Source organism: Tatumella sp. UBA2305, from assembly GCF_002345795.1.
Lineage (GTDB): Bacteria > Pseudomonadota > Gammaproteobacteria > Enterobacterales > Enterobacteriaceae > Tatumella > Tatumella morbirosei.
On record NZ_DDVT01000021.1, the window covers coordinates 101,620 to 118,742 of the forward strand.

The window sequence follows — 17,123 nt, forward strand, 5'->3', positions numbered from 1 at the left end:
GCTATCCGGCTGGCGGTAACTTCCGACATCGCTCAGCGTCGGGTGGGTCCTGAGTGGTCAGCAGATATCGGGCCAGGGCTTCGGCATGATCGGCGACCTGAGGTAATCCCATCAGTTCACCAAAACGGGCGCGGGCCGCAGGTCCGGCCACATACACCCTGGCAGAGGTTTCGCCCCGGACATTGACAGCCTGCGAATGCGGATTCACCTGAATGCCCAGCCCGAGCGGGTCGGCACAGATCACCCCATCGTGGGCCAGCTGACTCAACAGTGCATCACTGCTCAGCAGAGAGCCGTGGGCAGGGCCGGTGGTGACGATCAGTTTATCCACGGTCAGGCGCTGTTCGGCGGTTCCACGCGGCCGTAGCGTCAGGGTCAGGGTTTGCTCATCCGCAGTGACTGCGGTTAAGTGTGCGGCGATAAACTGCAACTGTCCGCTGGACTGCCATTGTTCCAGTACCGCATTAATTTGCGGGGCAATCCGGTATCGATGAACATCCCACCACGGCCGCAGATAGCGCAGAAAACGTTGTTGTTCGGCAAGCGGAAGTTGTTGCCAGATTTTCTGGCCATTCCTGCGGATATCATCAAGGATCAGTTGCCAGGGCAATTGTTGCTGTCCTGCAGCCGCCACTTCCTGACGGATACGCCGCAGCCAGCCCCGGGCAGTCGCCGGCTGAGGTCTGGCATAGTCGAGGGTCAGGATGGGGAAACTGCCGCTAAGATTCGGACGCGGCAGCAAACCACGCCGCGAAAAGGCCACAATATTGCCGCGATGCCCCTGTCGGTGCAGTGATGCCACCACATCGGACATGGTCAGACCGCTGCCGATAATCGCGATACGGTCATCGGGTTTTACCCCGGCCAGCGCATTTGCCTGCCAGGGGTCGGCGATCAGTGCCGGCGAATGGCGAAAAGGTTTAAGCAGTGAAGGCAGCTCCGGAGGGGGATGACTGATCGCCAGTACCAGGTCATCGACCGGGAAATGCCGTCCGTCCGCGGTAACCACCTCACCCTGTTGCAGCGCAACCGCTTTAGACTGCACAAATCGGATGCTGGCTGATGATGCTTCGCTCGCCTTACTGAACTGTTCTCCAACCCAGGTACCGAACTGTGAGCGTTGTGGATAGACGCTACCGTCATGCCACAGCGCCTGTGGATCGTCGTGAAAAGCCGGTGAAGCACGGAACCAGCGATCAAACTCCCCCTCTTCGGCCGCGCTCAGGTACATGCGCGCCGCAGGCACATTAATACGGTGGGACGGATCGATACTGCCATAAGCCACCCCGCGCCCGGGAGACGGACGGGGTTCAATCAACGTGACGTCCAGTCCGGCTCTGCCGTAACGGGCCAGATGGATCGCTAACGCCGTGCCGCTAAAACCCCCGCCCACAATAACAATATGCCGCTCAGCCATAGTCAGTCTCTGTCAAACGCGGCGCAGACCGCCGATAAACGAATATGTGTCAGCGAACTGCCGATCCCCGCCGGCTCAGCCAGTATCGCTGGCGAAAGCTCTACCGGCTGTCCGGCCGGTAACGGCCTTGCCAGGCTGCTAATCATTTGCCCGCCAGGCACATTGGGCACCCAGCCCGTTGCCGGAGCGCTCTGTGAATCACCGTGATAACGCATTACGCCTCCTTTACCCGGGAGTTAGCCGGTTTACCCGGTCGCAGATCCCCCCCAATGGTTTCGCCGAACGGGCCGGTATTCACCGTTTGCTGCTGGCGCGCCGTATTGGACGCCAGTGGCAATAACGGCATCACCAGTTCCGCAAAACGATAGGCTTCCTCAAGATGCGGATAACCGGAGAAAATAAAATTGGTGATCCCCAGCGCCTGATATTCACGGATACGTTCGGCCACCTGCTGCGGATTGCCTACCAGCGCGGTGCCTGCCCCGCCGCGCACCAGCCCCACGCCGGCCCACAGGTTCGGGCCAATACGCAGTGATTCACGGGAGCCACGGTGTAATGCACTCATCCGCGCCTGTCCGGCAGAATCCATGCGGGAGAAGATTTTCTGAGCGGCGGCAATCGTATCGTCGTCCAGATGAGCAATCAGCTGGTCGGCTGCCGCCCATGCCTGCTCTTCGGTTTCCCGCACGATGACATGCAGACGAATACCAAATTCCAGAGTCCGCCCCTGCTCTGCGGCCCGCTGACGGACTACCGCCAGCTTTTCTGCCACCTGATCGACCGGTTCTCCCCAGGTCAGATAAGTATCAATCTGGCTGGCGGCAACCTCGATAGCATCGTCAGAAGAGCCACCAAAGAACAGCGGCGGACCTTCCGGTTGCACCGGCGGAAACAGCACTTCAGCACCCTCAACACGGATATACTCGCCGTGAAAATCCACTTTCTCACGCTTCAACAACCGCGAATAGACCTCAAGAAACTCTCTGGTCACTTTATAACGTTCCGCGTGGCTCAGGAAAATACCGTCACCTTTATTTTCCACCGGATCACCGCCGGTCACCACATTGATTAATAAGCGACCTTCTGACAGGCGGTCCAGCGTTGCTGCCATACGCGCGGCCAGTGATGGCGGCTGTAGCCCCGGGCGAACCGCCACCAGATAACGCAGCTTTTTGGTCAGCGGGGCCAGTGCGGCCGCCACCAGCCAGGAATCTTCACAGCTTTTGCCGGTGGGAATCAGCACCCCGTAGTAACCCAGATTATCTGCCGCCAACGCAACCTGTTGCAGATAAGGAAGATCTACCGGACGACCGCCTTCAGTGGTGCCGAGGTAACGGCCGTCGCCATGGGTCGGCAGAAACCAGAATACGTTGATATTTTCCTGTGCTGAATCGCTCATTATCCATTTCCTATATAACTATATCTAAAAATATCAGATAGAAATTCGATGCTTTGGTTATAAAAAGCTAAGCAGGAAATATGCCAAAATTAAAAGGAAAATTTTCATTAAAAATCATAAAGATAATTTTTTTTCGACTGACCGGAAAATGTTGCATTTGCAGCATCTGACATCATCATTCTGCTGTAAATGCAGCAAACCGGCCTTTGGCCATCTCGCCGTCGGGGCCAGGACAGGGTATGGTGACTTTTTGACATTTTGCGGAAATGACCCGATGACAACTCAGGGCCCTGCGCTGATCGATCCTGCATCGATAGCCTTTCAGAGTGTGCTGGACCGGCTGGCACCAACCGACGCCACGGTGCTGATCATTGGCGAAACCGGCACCGGCAAAGAGGTGGTCGCGCGCTATCTGCATCACAACAGTCCACGCCGCCAACAACCGTTCCTGGCGGTGAACTGTGGCGCACTGACAGAAAGCCTGGCGGAGTCAGAACTGTTTGGTCATGAAAAAGGCGCGTTTACCGGTGCCGGAGAGCGCCACCCCGGTTGGTTTGAAGCCGCAGAAGGCGGCACGCTGTTACTCGATGAGATTGGTGAACTGAGCCTGCCGTTGCAGGTGAAACTGCTGCGGGTATTGCAGGAACGCGAAGTGACCCGTATTGGGTCCCGTAAACCGGTGCGGGTCAATGTTCGGGTGATTGCCGCGACGCACGTTGACCTGGCGCAGGCAATTCGTGAACGGCGTTTTCGTGAAGACCTCTATTACCGGCTGAATGTTGCCGCAGTCACTCTGCCGCCGCTGCGCCAACGGCGTGAAGATATTCCGTTGCTGGCGGAACATTTTTTGCGGCTGTATGCGCGCCGCCTTGGCCGCCCGCAGTTACAGATGACCGATGAAACGATGGCTGCACTGATGAATTACCCCTGGCCCGGTAATATCCGTGAACTGGAAAATACGCTGCATAACGCGGTGTTACTCAGCAAGGAACCGGTGATTCACCCGCAACAGCTGCGGCTGACGGCGACTGAACCCCTGCAACAGCCTCCGGGAGAAGCCGCGCTGGATGACTTTATGCGTCAGCAACTGACCGACGGCGGCACAAGGCTCTATCAGCGGGTGCTGGATACGCTGGTACGTAATGCCTATGAACTAAGTGGCAGTAATCAGCTACAAACGGCACAGCTGTTAGGGATTAGCCGTAACACCTTACGCACCCACCTCGCCCATCTCGGGCTGATTAAGCCCAGACGCAGCCTGACGGTTCAACGGCAACCGGCATCACCACACCGCCTGCAACATGAGCGGGAGCTGCGTATTGGTTATCAGAAGTTTGGCAATCTCGGAATACTCAAGGCCCGTCAGTCGCTGGAGCAACAACTGGCTGACAGCGGCGTCAGTGTTCTTTGGAGTGAATTCCCTGCCGGACCGCAGCTACTGCATGCACTCAGTCATGGCGAAATCGACTTTGGTACCACCGGCGAAGTCCCGCCTCTGTTTGCTCAGGCGGGAGAAAACCGGGTGTTGTATGTTGCCTGGGAACCGGCAGCCCCGGAGGGAGTGGCGCTGATGGTACCGGGTGACAGCGCGGTCAGCACCATCGCCGATTTACGCGGTAAAAGGATTGCGGTGAATAAAGGTTCTAACGTTCATTATCTGCTGGTGCAGATTCTCGATGAAGCGGGCCTGACTCTGGATGATGTCAGAGTCGTCTACTCCCCCCCTAAATATCCCCTGACCCCGAGTGATTATCTGGCTGTCGATGCCTGGATGATGTGGGACCCGCTGTTAAGCGCTGCCGCACTGGACGGTCAGTTACGGATGCTCGCCGATGGCCGGGGACGGGTTAACAATCACCAGTTTTATCTGGCACACCGTGAATTTGCAGCCCATTCCTCTGACCTGCTGCACCAGCTGATCGAGGCATTATCCCGCACCGGACGCTACATCAATACCCATCGTGAAGACGCAGCCAACCTGCTGTCTGCTGAACTGGGGTTATCTGCAGAATCGATGAGTCACGCCCTGGCCAGACGCAGTCACCTGACGCAAAAAATGGATTTGACCATCATCCGTGATCAACAGGCGATTGCCGACCGCTTTTATGCTCTGGGGCTGCTGCCACGGGCCATTAATGTCCGGGAAGCGGTATGGAAGGATGAGTTCTCCGCGGGGAAGTAGAGTCGCGGTATCACAGCGCCAGATTCTGGCCTGAATTCAGGCCAGAATTTGCGCCATAATTACTGTACGACGTCCCAGCCGTCGTTATCTTTCACCAGGTTAATCTGGGAAACCGTTTTACGCTCTCCCACAAACGGGGCGGTAATATCAACTTCCACTTTACAGTTGTATTGTTCGCCTTTACCCGTCTGATCGCATGAAATTTTGCGCAATGAATGCAGTTTGGTCATAAAACCATCCGTCTGAATGGCACTACCGGCCATTTTTTGCACCTGGGCATTCGCGTGATCGATATTTTTCTGTACTGCCTGAGTGATTTCGGTTTCAGAAGGTTCGCTGTTACAGCCAGCCAGCGCAAACACAATAGCAGCCGCAGAAAGGATACGTAATTTTTTCATCGGTTCTGGTTCCGTCAGTAGCGGGTAAAAGATTCCGGCCGCCATTACGGCAGCCGGTGCAGGGAGTTATTTCAGCGTCCAGGTGAGGACCGGGGGCTTATCGGTAAACGCATCGTAATTATTATGGTAGAACTGCACGTCAGTTCGGATCAGTGTCGTATTCACCGTCACTTTATTGGCATCATAGCCACTGATCAGTAAATAGGCTGTGGCATCTGCGGTGAATACCGCCGGAGACATGGCCGTGAACAAGCCGGAGATCCTGCGGGCATCGTCTTCATCTTTCGGCGTCAGGGCGCAGGTGGCGACATTTTTCACCATCGCGATGGTCACATTCTGCGTGCTGCTATAGACCGACATCGGCCCATATTTCAGGGTGTCGTTACAACCCGACATAGTGATTGGGAAAGATTTTTTAGTGAAGTCATAATCACCCGGCTTACGAATTCCCAGATAAGCACTGGTAATAATTTGTTTGGCGACCACATTTTGTCTGCCATTCATCCGCGGATTCATTCTGCTTACCTGAATCAGCTTAACGCCCTTCCAGGCATCCAGTTCCTGATTAATCCGCGCCAGTTCCGCCGCTTTCATATCATTTTTCTTAAACGGATCTTTCTCTGAATTCCAGGCCGCACTCAGCAGACTGAGTTTCTCGTCGTCGCTCACCTGACGGCCAGAATTCGCCAGGAAGAGCAGCATCAGTTGTTGCTGGTTCACTGGTTTAAAATCACTGTCCGGCGCGCTTTGGGCGGCGGTAATCTCTTTTTCCAGTGCCGCATCCGCTGCTGCCTGGCGGGCTTTAGCTTCGGCTTCGGCTTTGGCTTTTTCCGCGGCGGCCTGTTCCTGTTTCAGACGCCAGGCTTTCTGTTCCGGCGTTTCATCAATCTTCACGATTTTAAACGCGTCCTGACGGGTCCCCTCATAGACTGAATGATTGTCCAGCACGAGATGTCCGGAACTGTCTTTACTCAGCGCATAGCTGACCGGACCTTTCAGGGCGACTCCGGAATTACGCTCATCAGTCAGCGTGGCATTGACCTTACACTGAGAAATTTCTTTGGTGGACTGGTCTTCATCCTGAGTAAATCCGTCCAGCGCCACTTTGACGTGGCTCAGTGCATCCGGATCATTTCCCAGAGCACCGGTTTTTTCGGCAATCACATTCAGAATACGCTGTGCCAGATTTTGCTGAATATCGGCTGAACCACAGTCAATATCATTTTTTTTACAGCCAGAGAGGGCCGCGACGGCGACCACCAGTAATGCCAGTTTAAATTTCATAGCGCCTTTCCATGTCAGAAAATCCCTGAATCAGGGATAAAAGTTAAAAACAGCAACGGGTATTCTGTTGTGCTGATGCGGATATTTCGCTGCCGGCAGCAGCTTCCGGCTTTGCTACAGATCGCGACCCCGCCAGATAACTCATAAGAGTTACTAACCAGATTGCAGGTATTTTTTATGATAAAAGTCCGTTCAGACTACTTTTAGCGATATCAGAGGTGAACAACATACAGCTCCAAACTGGTTGATTTTGAACCATTAACGACTAAAAAACCGCCAGGTAAAATGTTAAGAAACCGACAGGATAATAATTCAGAGTTAATTTATTCGTAACGAAAAAAAATGTTTTTTAGTAATTTTTTTCATCTGAACATTTTTACTAATCAATTGAATGCTACAGGGAAAGGGATGTGCCGGGAGTGGAACGGTCTGATATTCCCCTTCGGTTAGCTGGCAAGTGATGTTGTCGGGTGGACAGCAGTGAGCCATAAACTGACGTTTTGTTCCGGCCAGAACCCTGGTGTCACCGGCTTTCCCCCGGGATCGCAACAGCACAGCAGCAGAATTATCTGCGGAAATACATGCCACTTATCGACGTGAACCACTAATATTAGCGGTTATTCATGACTCCTTTCACTACTCACAGCACATACCCCCTGATTATGCACTATTACCGTGCAACCTCTGCACCGTCTGTCGTTCCCCGGGGCGGCTCTTAATGGCGTTTTATCCTGGTAAAAAAAAGAAAAGCATGAAAATCATGTGGTCTGATGACTGGCACAGTTATTGCTCATTTAACGGTTAATAGCAGTCAAAGAGGATCCTGATGAAAATTGCAATCTGGCAGGCACAAAGCAGTTACTGCGATTATGAGGCTAACCTGGTCAGGCTGAGCCGTGCTCTGCAACAGGCTAAAGCGCAGCAGGCAGAATTGCTTATCACCCCGGAAATGTTTATGTCTGGTTATGTATTACGCCACCATTTGCCGGCACTGGCTGACAGCTTTCCGCTGACAGCGTTGCAGGCACTGGCCCGGGAGCAACAAATGGCGATGGTCATCACCGGGCCGCTGGCCGAAAACGGTAATATCTATAATGCGGCGTGGCTGATTAGCGATCAGGGTGACGTGCTGGCGGTATACCGTAAAACTCATCTGTTCGGTGAACTGGATAAACAACAGTTCACTGCCGGTGATGAGCCCGTCTGCATCGCCCATTATAAGGGGCTGAGTATCGCCATGCTGATCTGCTACGACGTTGAGTTTCCGGAGACGGTCCGGGCCGCGGCCAGAGCGGGCGCCCATCTTATCGCGGTGGCTACCGCACAAATGAAACCCTTCACTTTTGTCAACCAACACCTGATTGCCACCCGCGCCTGGGAAAACCAGCTGTATGTCGCTTATGTCAATCAGATCGGCAGTGAACAACACCTGGAGTATGTCGGGCTGAGCCTGGTGGCCGCTCCGGATGGTTCAGTGATGAGTCAGGCATCGGAAGCCGAAGAACAGTTGCTCTGTGCGGAGATAGAACCCTCACGGGTCGCCAGTGCGCAGCGCAACAACCCTTACCTGAAAGATTTGCGGACCGACATTCTTTAAATTCAACGCCATATAAGGAACTCACTATGTCTGAGGCTAACACCCGCCATCGCCCCGCCAGACTCAGCGGTAATCTGGGCGTGGGTAGTATTGTATTTATGGTGATTGCTGCCGCGGCTCCACTGACCGTGATTGGTGGTAACGTGCCGCTGGCTATCGGTACCGGCAATGGTATCGGCGCTCCCTTCGGCTTTCTGATAGCCTCGCTGATCCTGCTGGTTTTTGCCGTGGGCTTTGTGGCCATGACACCTCATGTTAAACAGGCAGGTGCTTTCTACTCCTATGTGACTCAGGGGCTGGGGTTGCGTGCCGGAATGGGTTCGGCCTATCTGGCACTGGTCACTTACACGGCTATTCAGGCCGGAGTTTATGGTTATATGGGTTGGGCGGTGAACGATCTGGTGGTGCATTATGGTGGCAACGCTCACCCGTGGTGGATCTACTCTCTGCTGGCGATTGCTGCCGTCGCTATCCTGGGTTACCGGCACATTGAACTCAGTTCGAAAATTCTTGGCATCGCGCTGGTGCTGGAAATGGGTGTCGTGCTGATCATGAATTTTTCAATTCTGCATAAAGGCGGTGCCGAAGGGATTAGTCTGGTCTCTTTTGAACCTTCAGCCGCGTTTAGCCATGGTCTGGGGATTGCCGTATTGTTTGCGCTGACCGGGTTTATTGGTTTTGAATCCACCGCTATCTTCCGTGACGAATCGCGAAATCCGGAAAAAACCATTCCCCGGGCGACCTATCTGGCGGTAGTCATTATCGGCGTTTTTTACACCTTCTCAACCTGGGCGATGATTGTCGGCAGTGGTTACTCCCATGCCGTGAGTGTGGCTAACAATACGCTGAGTGGTAACGGCAATATGCTGCTGGATATCGCCCGTCAGTACGACGGTGCCCTGCTGAGCAACACCATTCAGGTGCTACTGATCAGCAGTATTTTTGCCTGTGTGCTGAGCTTCCACAATGTACTCGCCCGATATCAGTATGTTCTGGCCGGACAGGGCTTTATGCCTAAATTCCTCTCCGCTGTCCACGGAGAACATCAGTCACCGGCTAATTCGTCACTGGTACAGTCAATGACGGCCCTGTTACTGATTATTGTCTGTGCGCTTTGTAAACTGGAACCCCTGACCCAGGTGTTTGGGTTTATGGCCGGTATCTCGACCGTTGGCATTGTATTACTAATGTTACTGACCAGCATCTCGGTGGTGGTGTTCTTTAAGAAAAACAATACCCTGTCTCAGGGGAAACGCCTGAGAACACGGTGGATCCCTGCACTGGCGGCGGTTGCATTGGCCGTGTCGCTGCTGATGGTACTGTCTAACTTTACCACCCTCACCGGAGGCAGCCTGTTTATCAGCACCCTGCTGGCCGTCATTCCGGTGGCAGCGCTGGTGATTGGATATTCGGTGATTAATAAGCGTCAGATGCTGGTAAGAGAACTGAGTTCCTGACAGCAAGCCTGGCTCCCGGGCGGTGAATGGTGACCGTGTTATCGCCTTTTACCGTCGGGGGTTACGTAATGACCGGGCTCAGTTTATCTGTAAGTTACTTGCGTTCCTTAAAGCCCTCTGAGCCGCCTCACCGGCGATTGCCGGAGATATTCTTCTGACAAAAAAACAGCCATACCCTGAGGTATGGCTGTAGCTGGCTGATCAATTAACCAGCCGGTTTAGCGGGTCGGGTGATTCACTTCAACCGGACGCAGGTCAAACAGTAATACTTCGGCCTGCTCACCCTGAGTAAAACTCAGCGCGGTTTCATTACGTACCCGGGCGCCGTCACCGGCTGAAAACTTCACGCCGTTTACCGTAATACTGCCGCGGGCCACGTGAATATAGGCATAACGATCCTCCGGCAGTGTGACAGTCTGTTGCTCATCACCATCAAACAGTCCCGCGTAAATACGCACATCCTGTTTGATTTTCAGTGAATCACCGGCGCCGTCCGGAGAAATAATCAGTTTAAACTGACCCCGTTTGTCTGCTTCCGCCACCGACACCTGCTGATAGCCTGGTGTGGTACCTTTTTCTGCCGGGACCACCCAGATTTGCAGAAAATGCACCCCTTCCTGCCGCGAATGGTTAAATTCGCTATGCGTCACGCCGGTACCGGCACTCATTAACTGCACATCGCCCGGGACAATCACCGAACCGGTTCCCATGGAATCTTTATGTTCCAGTGCGCCTTCCAGTACATAGGAGATGATTTCCATGTTGCTGTGAGGGTGGGCACCAAAACCACGTCCCTCAGCCACCTGGTCATCGTTAATCACCAACAGATCAGAAAAGCCGGTCTGCTGTGGATCCCAGTAATTTGCGAACGAAAAGGTATGACGTGAGTACAACCAACCGTGATCACCCAGTCCGCGTTTTTCTGACAGTCTTTGTTCAATCATGATGTTATCCTCTGAATTTAGTGAGACAGGCTACTGCCCTGTCGATGTATTCAGATTATTGTAAATCCGGATAACCATCAAGACTCAAAAATGGTAATTACTGTCACACTTTAGTGGACAATAAGAGTGAATTTCGAAACCGGAGAATCCGGCCTTTATGCCAGTGTGCCGTCCCCTGAGGGACTGAATCGCGGGCAGAGAGGTGAAGGGTGGCGGATTATCTGAACCGTGCCGGCAGGTCAATCCGGCGGGTTCTGATGCAACTCATTGCGGGCCACGGCATGCACGCTGCGGGTTAATGTGTCCAGCAACCGGAGTTTCAGGCTCCAGCGATGCCAGTACAAAGGAGTATCTACCGGACAATCCTCCGCCAGTTCGACCAGCCTGCCCTCTGCCAGCAAAGGCGCAGACAGATGCTCCGGCAGCATACCCCAGCCTAATCCGCGGACAATCGCCTGCAGGTAGGCATAGGTTGAAGGGACAAACTGCTGTGGCGGCGAGACTTGCTGGTGGGTAAAGCGACGGATAAATTTATTCTGCAAATCATCTTTATGATTAAACATCATAACCGGGGCCAGATTCAGTGTCTCGGCCGACACTCCGCCACTAAAACAACGCTGATAAAATTCTACTGAGGCACAGGCCTTATAGCGCATGGTTCCCAGAAATTCGGTTTTACAGCCCTGCAACAACGTCGGATCCGCACTGACAGCGGCCATGACCTCGCCACTTTGCAATAACGAGGCACTAAAATCCTGATCCTCAACCCGGACATCGATGATAATCCCGTGCTCCTGATAGACAGTTTCGATAACGCTTAAAAACCAGCCGTCTACCGAATCGGCATTTATTGCAATCACCGCTTTTTCGCGGTGTAGTTCCTGCTGGTTCAGTAAAAAATCATTCTCCAGCAACTCAATTTTTTCAGCATAACGATAGAGATCCTGTCCCGATCGGGTCGCTTTGCATGGGCTGCCACGGATAATCAGTACCTGCCCCATCAGTTCTTCCAGCGCGCGGATACGCTGGCTGACGGCGGAAGGCGTGATATGCAGCTTGCCGGAAGCCTTTTCAAAGGTCCCGCAGCGAATAATCTCCATAAAGGTTTCAAGAAAGGAGTAATTAAGCTTCATCGTTAGTTTATCTTAAGCAGCAGAGATTAAGTTAATCTGCCTTAACTCTGTGGTTCAGGCAACCTGTCAGCCCACAAACCACACCACCATTCCGATAATCATCGGGGCGCAGAGTAGATTCCGCTCTGGTCTGCCCATGTCGAAATTATTCAGCAGTCAGCCCGGGGCCCGGTGTCGCCAGCCTTACTCAGGTTTGTTTCTGGAACGGAATGCGGCAACCTTCATTCGATTACCGCAGGTTGCCATGCTACACCAGCGCCGGCGATGAGATTTACTCAGGTCATGGAACAGCAGGATACAGTCATCAGCTTCGCACTGACGCACAAACTGAAATTTATCGCTGCTTACCAGGTTTATCAGCGCCTCAGCCACCGGCCAGAGAAGACCGGATGCATCTGCGGAAGTTTGATAAACCGCAGTCCGGTATTGCCGCATATCGTCGTCCCATTCAAGCCGGGTGATTGGCTGACCTGCCTTAAGCACCTGGTTGATAACGGTCAGATCCACCGGGACACGATTCATGGCTGCGTTGACAATTTGCCTTGCTGTGTCACGAAGTTCGCGAGCTTCGGCCAGTAATTCCTCCGGAAGCTGCTGATGATTATCCGGCAACAGTCCGGCGCGAATCAGCCAGTTGGCAATACTCTGTTCATCCCTCAGACAGTCATGACGCTGACCATCAACCCTGTATTCACTGTTAATAAAATCGAGCGCCAGGTTATCCCCGACAAACGGGGCATCGGTATAAGAATGATTCAGAACCATGATTTCATGTAACCCATAAAAATTTATTTGTCAGGTTACCAAAAAATACTGTAACCTTCAAATACACACTTTACAGGTTACAAGGAATGATCATGACTCTCTCTGATTCAACTACCGCCACAACAGCCACCTGTCAGCTTAACCACAGTGCAGATTCTGTCTCTGCGGCGAACCCGGTGCATTACCGCTATGAGCAGGTGAATAACGTCAAAATTTTCTACCGCGAAGCCGGTAATCCAACATCGCCAACAATATTGCTGCTTCATGGGTTTGCAGCCTCATCTTTTATGTTCCGCGACCTGATCCCCAAACTCGCAAGCCGCTATCACGTCATTGCCCCCGACCTGCCAGCATTTGGCTTTACTGAAACCCCTTCAGGGAGTGAATATTCTTATACTTTCAGCCAACTGGCGAAGACCATCGGGCAATTCACCGAACAACTTATGCTCGATTCTTATGCACTTGTGGTTCACGACTACGGAGCCCCGGTCGGCTGGCGACTGGCAGTCGCTCATCCGGAGCGGGTGACTGCTATTGTTTCTCAGAATGGCAACGCTTATGAGGAAGGACTCGGCGAGAGCTGGGCGCCTATCCGGAAATACTGGCAGTACCCCACACAACAGCACCGGGAGAACCTGCATGACTTTCCGACACCGGCTTCGATACAATGGCAATATCTTGAAGGTGTTAACGACAAAAATTTGGTTTCACCAGATGGATATACGCTTGAAGGGTTGCAAATTTCCCGGCCAGGAATGGCAGAGATTCAACTGGATCTGCTGCTGGATTACGCCTCAAATGTGGCACTGTATCCTGCTTTTCAGAAGTACTTCCGGGATTATCAGCCACCACTGTTAGCTGTTTGGGGTAAAAACGATCCTTTTTTCCTTCCGGCTGGTGCACTGGCATGGAAACGCGATATTCCTGATGCGGAAATCCACTTCTATGATACCGGCCACTTCGCGCTGGAAACCCACAGCAGAGAAATTATTCCGGTTATAGAACAGTTCCTGGAAAATGCATTTCGTAAAAGTCCCGACGCTATATAGTCGCGAGCGCCAGCAATACTGTTAACAGGGATATTACGGGCCATTTCCCGGGCCCGTAATATTGAGTATTTCAGTCAGCGGTCTGTTTTTTCCCACTTTTTTTGAATCCATCCTCTTTGCCGGGGAAATCCCCCCGAAGCGGTCACGCTGTCCCTGACAGGGCTCTGCTCTTCTGTTATTGATTACCACAGCTGGCAGCTTAGTATTACTGCCAGCCCCCTCGTCCCTTCTCTTTGAGCTGGTCATCACCGCCCGGAACAATCAACGTCAGCCCTCTGGGATTTTTTCAGATAATACACACTAACACACTGATTTAAATATATTTAATCAGAGATTATCGCTATAGCCGTTTATTGTTCAGTTTTTTTGAACCGATAGAACAATAAGCTTAGCTGTTCACAGAGCATTTCCGGGCGTAGCATAAATTTCATCGGGACAGAACGTCCCACTCCAACCAATTTACGCTGAGGAAATAGTTATGAAAACCATCAAAAATATTGCTGCTGTTGCGCTGTTATCTGTCATCTCTGCCGGTGCTTTCGCTCAGACGGTGACCGCGACCGCCTCAACGCTGGACGGTGCCGAAGCGAAAATTGCCGCTCAGGCTAAAGCCGCAGGTACCGGCTACAGCATTACCGAAGCACGGGACGGCAACCAGGTGCATATGACTGCCGAACTGACTAAATAATTGAATCTCTGAACCGTGCAAAAGGCCGTCTGCGGGCGGCTTTTGCATGTCTGTCCTGGCTTAATTTGGCAAAACTGCTTGTCACTCAGTATTCCGCCTGACCAACCGGCCATCCTCTTTGACCTGATAGTATCCGGAAGAAACAACCACCGTCAGTCCCCGGTTCGGGGTATTTCTTACCCACATCAGGCTGTTTTTATCAATGCAGTTCGCTGGCGGCTTTAATTCCGGAAAACAGATCGAGTCGTCAATTTTCTCCGGCTTTAATCCTCCGGCGAGGTCCCAGAAAATCATTGTGAAATTGCCATTTTCATCGGTCTGCGGCAGATTATACTGGTGTTTTAACCGCTCCCGGTTGTCCAGCCACCAACGAATCATTCCGCTCTCCGTCAGTGGAGGATTTTTCAGTAAGACATCACTAAATCTACCCTCGGTATGGGTGGCAATAATTTCCACCGGACGAAGTGACAGCCAGCTAATAATACCTGCGACCATGATTGCCGCGCTAACCAGACCACAAAGTATTTTATTTCGGTATTTCTTCACTGGCCTCTCCTTTGTTCAGTGGTAATTTAGTATTTCCGCCTGACCAGTCCGCCATCCTCTTTGACCTGATAGTACCCGGAGGAATTGACTACCGTCAGCCCCAGGTTCTGGCTATTACTGACCCACAGCCTTTTGTTCTTATCAATACAGTTCGCTGGCGGCTTTAATTCCGGAAAACAGATCGAGTCGTCAATTTTCTCCGGCTTTAATCCTCCGGCCAGATCCCAGAAAATCATTTCATAATTGCCGTTTTCATCGGTTTGCGGCAGATTATACTGTTGTTTCAGCCGCTCCCGGTTGTCCTGCCACCAGCGAACCATTCCGCGATTAGTCAGTGGGGGATTTTTTAGCAAGACATCACTAAAAATACCCTCGGTATGGGTGGCAATAATTTCCACCGGATGCACATACAGCCAGATAATAAAACCAGAAACTAATGTATATGCTAAAAGCAGCCCACTGAGAATTTTATTTTTGTATATTTTCATCGACGTCCTCCTGTGATTTCTATCGTGGCTTCCATATTGGTCATAAACGGTTGGAAGGAAAAATCTGCTGAGCGCTGTAATAAAAACCAGATCCTGAATAAATTAAACTGGCAGAATTTACTATTAAGAATATCATTATCATCCAGGCCAAAATGGTCCTGAACCCGGTAGCGAATACGGGCATGATAATAGTAATTTGTCACCGACAGTGATGTCACTGAAATATCAATAGCCCAGGTATCATGAACCGTAATCCCCAGGCCGTTAAAATTGTCCTGAAATCTGTCAAATTTTGGTAAACGGCCCTTATTGATTTCTCCGGAAATAATTTGGCAGGCGTTTTTTCGTAATGCTCTGGCTTGCCAGTCAATAACCTTACTTAAGGCCCCGGTTAAAATGAGTCGGGTACTGTTTTCCCCTGACCGGTCATTAAGAATATGCTGTTCTAACGCCCTGTTCAGACTGCCACTGCGAAATATCGCACCATTGCTGTACTGCATATGTGTGATCATTGTTTTAATCACATGTTTATAAGGCCCGAACCAGGCAAAGGCTGCTGAAAGATGTCTGAACTCATCAAATAAAATTGCAGCACACTGCTGCCGGGTTACCGACTCACCCTGAGGACGGATGCCATGAAACATGGATTGTGGCTGATTAAATCCGCTGATCTTTCTCAGCGTGTAGGGATCCCCCCTGGCCGACACATGAGACAAATGATAGTCACGGATTAACTGGTGACGGGTAAGGTAGCCGCAGCGCATATCACTGGCTGAATAGTCATCGCGACGCTGTCGGGTGGAATAAATGGTGAAGGGTAATCCTGTTCCGGTCATGGTCATACGCTCCGTGTATGTTAAACCTGCACAGAGAATATACAGCCAACCGCCGCACTACAACACCACAGTCTCCCCGGGGGGATTTTTCAGAATTTAGCCCGTAATATTCTTATTTAACAGTGCTTTATCAGAATCCACCATCATAACTATTTATTGTTCAGTTTTTTTGAATCGATACAACAATAAGCTTAGCTGTTCACTGAGCGTTTACGGGCGTAGCATCACTTTCATCGGGACAGAACGTCCTACTCCACCCAATTTACGCTGAGGAATTAGTTATGAAAACCATCAAAAATATTGCTGCTGTTGCGCTGTTATCTGTCATCTCTGCCGGTGCTTTCGCTCAGACTGTGACCGCGACCGCCTCAACGCTGGACGGTGCCGAAGCGAAAATTGCCGCTCAGGCCAAAGCCGCAGGTACCGGCTACAGCATTACCGAAGCACGGGACGGTAATCAGGTGCATATGACTGCCGAACTGACTAAATAGTTGAAGCTCTGAACCGTGCAAAAGGCCGCCACGGGCGGCCTTTGCTGGTGCAGGAATGGCTGTCTGCCTCGAGGGAGGTATCAGTGAGTCTGCTTTTCAAACGCTTTAAAGCCATCTTCAATGGTCGGGATAATTTCCGCAATTTCAAAGTATGGCGTGGTAATCAACTCTGAATCACGCAGCCTTTCAATTGAGTAATAAAACGACTGCATATCCTCCGCCTGAAACATCGCAACATCGGTACAACGGGCAGTAAATGCCTCCGCGTCGAACATTCTGAGGGTCACTTTCTCGTCACTCAGCACCTCTGCCAGTACCCTGTCGGCAATCCGGTTTCTTTCTTTACGTGGCAACCGCAGCCAGGCTGTGGTCGTTTTCAGCAAAACAAATACTGTTATCATTAATGCTCCTGTTATGTGGTTTTCCCCGGGGTATCAGAGCTGCTCCCC

18 protein-coding genes are annotated in these 17,123 nt (G+C 51.8%); 6 read left to right on the plus strand and 12 right to left on the minus strand.

What is annotated here, in order from left to right; translation table 11 throughout:
• Position 1: 1 nt before the first annotated feature.
• The 3 genes from B3Z23_RS14365 to ssuD are packed head-to-tail and all read right to left on the minus strand — an operon-like array spanning position 2 to position 2,816.
• On the minus strand, positions 2–1,417 hold the full coding sequence (locus tag B3Z23_RS14365) for an FAD/NAD(P)-binding protein (protein WP_294911356.1): 1,416 nt from the start codon (positions 1,415–1,417) through the stop codon (positions 2–4).
• Between the two features lie 2 nt (positions 1,418–1,419).
• The gene (locus B3Z23_RS14370; RefSeq protein WP_294911358.1) at positions 1,420–1,632 is read right to left on the minus strand and encodes a hypothetical protein; all 213 of its coding nucleotides are present in this window, start codon (positions 1,630–1,632) and stop codon (positions 1,420–1,422) included.
• On the minus strand, positions 1,632–2,816 hold the full coding sequence (gene ssuD / locus B3Z23_RS14375; protein ID WP_294911360.1) for an FMNH2-dependent alkanesulfonate monooxygenase: 1,185 nt from the start codon (positions 2,814–2,816) through the stop codon (positions 1,632–1,634). The genes B3Z23_RS14370 and ssuD overlap by 1 nt, the downstream gene beginning before the upstream one ends.
• Positions 2,817–3,090: 274 nt before the next feature.
• On the opposite strand from ssuD, the gene B3Z23_RS14380 reads away from it, so the two are divergent.
• On the plus strand, positions 3,091–4,998 hold the full coding sequence (locus B3Z23_RS14380) for a sigma-54-dependent Fis family transcriptional regulator (protein ID WP_294911362.1): 1,908 nt from the start codon (positions 3,091–3,093) through the stop codon (positions 4,996–4,998).
• Between the two features lie 59 nt (positions 4,999–5,057).
• Here B3Z23_RS14380 and B3Z23_RS14385 read toward each other — a convergent pair whose 3' ends face one another.
• Both B3Z23_RS14385 and B3Z23_RS14390 read right to left on the minus strand, forming a co-directional pair.
• The gene (locus B3Z23_RS14385) at positions 5,058–5,396 is read right to left on the minus strand and encodes a hypothetical protein (protein WP_294911364.1); all 339 of its coding nucleotides are present in this window, start codon (positions 5,394–5,396) and stop codon (positions 5,058–5,060) included.
• 66 nt (positions 5,397–5,462) lie between these two features.
• Positions 5,463–6,680: a hypothetical protein gene (locus B3Z23_RS14390; protein ID WP_294911366.1), complete on the minus strand. Its 1,218-nt coding sequence runs from the start codon at positions 6,678–6,680 to the stop codon at positions 5,463–5,465.
• An 826-nt stretch (positions 6,681–7,506) separates the two neighbouring features.
• On the opposite strand from B3Z23_RS14390, the gene B3Z23_RS14395 reads away from it, so the two are divergent.
• Positions 7,507–8,277, plus strand: coding sequence for a carbon-nitrogen hydrolase family protein (locus B3Z23_RS14395; protein ID WP_294911368.1), 771 nt, complete (start codon positions 7,507–7,509; stop codon positions 8,275–8,277).
• A gap of 26 nt (positions 8,278–8,303) precedes the next feature.
• Entirely contained in the window at positions 8,304–9,734 is a 1,431-nt protein-coding gene (locus B3Z23_RS14400; RefSeq protein ID WP_294911370.1) for an APC family permease, read from the plus strand.
• A 218-nt stretch (positions 9,735–9,952) separates the two neighbouring features.
• On the opposite strand, the gene B3Z23_RS14405 is transcribed toward B3Z23_RS14400, so the two are convergent.
• From B3Z23_RS14405 to B3Z23_RS14415, 3 genes are all read right to left on the minus strand, one after another.
• Positions 9,953–10,678: a pirin family protein gene (locus B3Z23_RS14405; protein ID WP_294911373.1), complete on the minus strand. Its 726-nt coding sequence runs from the start codon at positions 10,676–10,678 to the stop codon at positions 9,953–9,955.
• A gap of 239 nt (positions 10,679–10,917) precedes the next feature.
• Positions 10,918–11,811, minus strand: a complete 894-nt coding sequence (locus B3Z23_RS14410; protein ID WP_294911377.1) for a LysR family transcriptional regulator ArgP — start codon at positions 11,809–11,811, stop codon at positions 10,918–10,920.
• A gap of 183 nt (positions 11,812–11,994) precedes the next feature.
• Positions 11,995–12,576, minus strand: coding sequence for a CGNR zinc finger domain-containing protein (locus B3Z23_RS14415; RefSeq protein WP_294911379.1), 582 nt, complete (start codon positions 12,574–12,576; stop codon positions 11,995–11,997).
• Between the two features lie 92 nt (positions 12,577–12,668).
• On the opposite strand from B3Z23_RS14415, the gene B3Z23_RS14420 reads away from it, so the two are divergent.
• Together B3Z23_RS14420 and B3Z23_RS14425 are read left to right on the plus strand one after the other, a co-directional pair.
• The gene (locus tag B3Z23_RS14420; protein WP_294911382.1) at positions 12,669–13,625 is read left to right on the plus strand and encodes an alpha/beta fold hydrolase; all 957 of its coding nucleotides are present in this window, start codon (positions 12,669–12,671) and stop codon (positions 13,623–13,625) included.
• Between the two features lie 478 nt (positions 13,626–14,103).
• Positions 14,104–14,313: a YdgH/BhsA/McbA-like domain containing protein gene (locus tag B3Z23_RS14425; RefSeq protein WP_038017120.1), complete on the plus strand. Its 210-nt coding sequence runs from the start codon at positions 14,104–14,106 to the stop codon at positions 14,311–14,313.
• Between the two features lie 81 nt (positions 14,314–14,394).
• Here B3Z23_RS14425 and B3Z23_RS14430 read toward each other — a convergent pair whose 3' ends face one another.
• Genes B3Z23_RS14430 through B3Z23_RS14440 form a run of 3 tightly spaced genes read right to left on the minus strand, consistent with a single transcriptional unit; the run spans position 14,395 to position 16,183 of the window.
• Positions 14,395–14,859 carry a DUF943 family protein gene (locus B3Z23_RS14430; RefSeq protein WP_294911386.1) on the minus strand — a complete coding sequence of 155 codons (465 nt, stop codon included), beginning with the start codon at positions 14,857–14,859 and terminating at the stop codon, positions 14,395–14,397.
• 26 nt (positions 14,860–14,885) lie between these two features.
• Positions 14,886–15,347: a DUF943 family protein gene (locus B3Z23_RS14435; RefSeq protein ID WP_294911388.1), complete on the minus strand. Its 462-nt coding sequence runs from the start codon at positions 15,345–15,347 to the stop codon at positions 14,886–14,888.
• A complete protein-coding gene (locus tag B3Z23_RS14440; RefSeq protein ID WP_294911389.1) occupies positions 15,344–16,183 on the minus strand; it encodes a YPO3983 family protein in 840 nt (279 codons plus the stop codon). The genes B3Z23_RS14435 and B3Z23_RS14440 overlap by 4 nt, the downstream gene beginning before the upstream one ends.
• Before the next feature lie 281 nt (positions 16,184–16,464).
• On the opposite strand from B3Z23_RS14440, the gene B3Z23_RS14445 reads away from it, so the two are divergent.
• On the plus strand, positions 16,465–16,674 hold the full coding sequence (locus B3Z23_RS14445) for a YdgH/BhsA/McbA-like domain containing protein (RefSeq protein WP_038017120.1): 210 nt from the start codon (positions 16,465–16,467) through the stop codon (positions 16,672–16,674).
• Between the two features lie 80 nt (positions 16,675–16,754).
• Here the strand turns inward: B3Z23_RS14445 and B3Z23_RS14450 are convergent, their stop codons facing one another.
• On the minus strand, positions 16,755–17,075 hold the full coding sequence (locus B3Z23_RS14450) for a darcynin family protein (protein ID WP_294911391.1): 321 nt from the start codon (positions 17,073–17,075) through the stop codon (positions 16,755–16,757).
• Between the last annotated feature and the right edge of the window lie 48 nt (positions 17,076–17,123).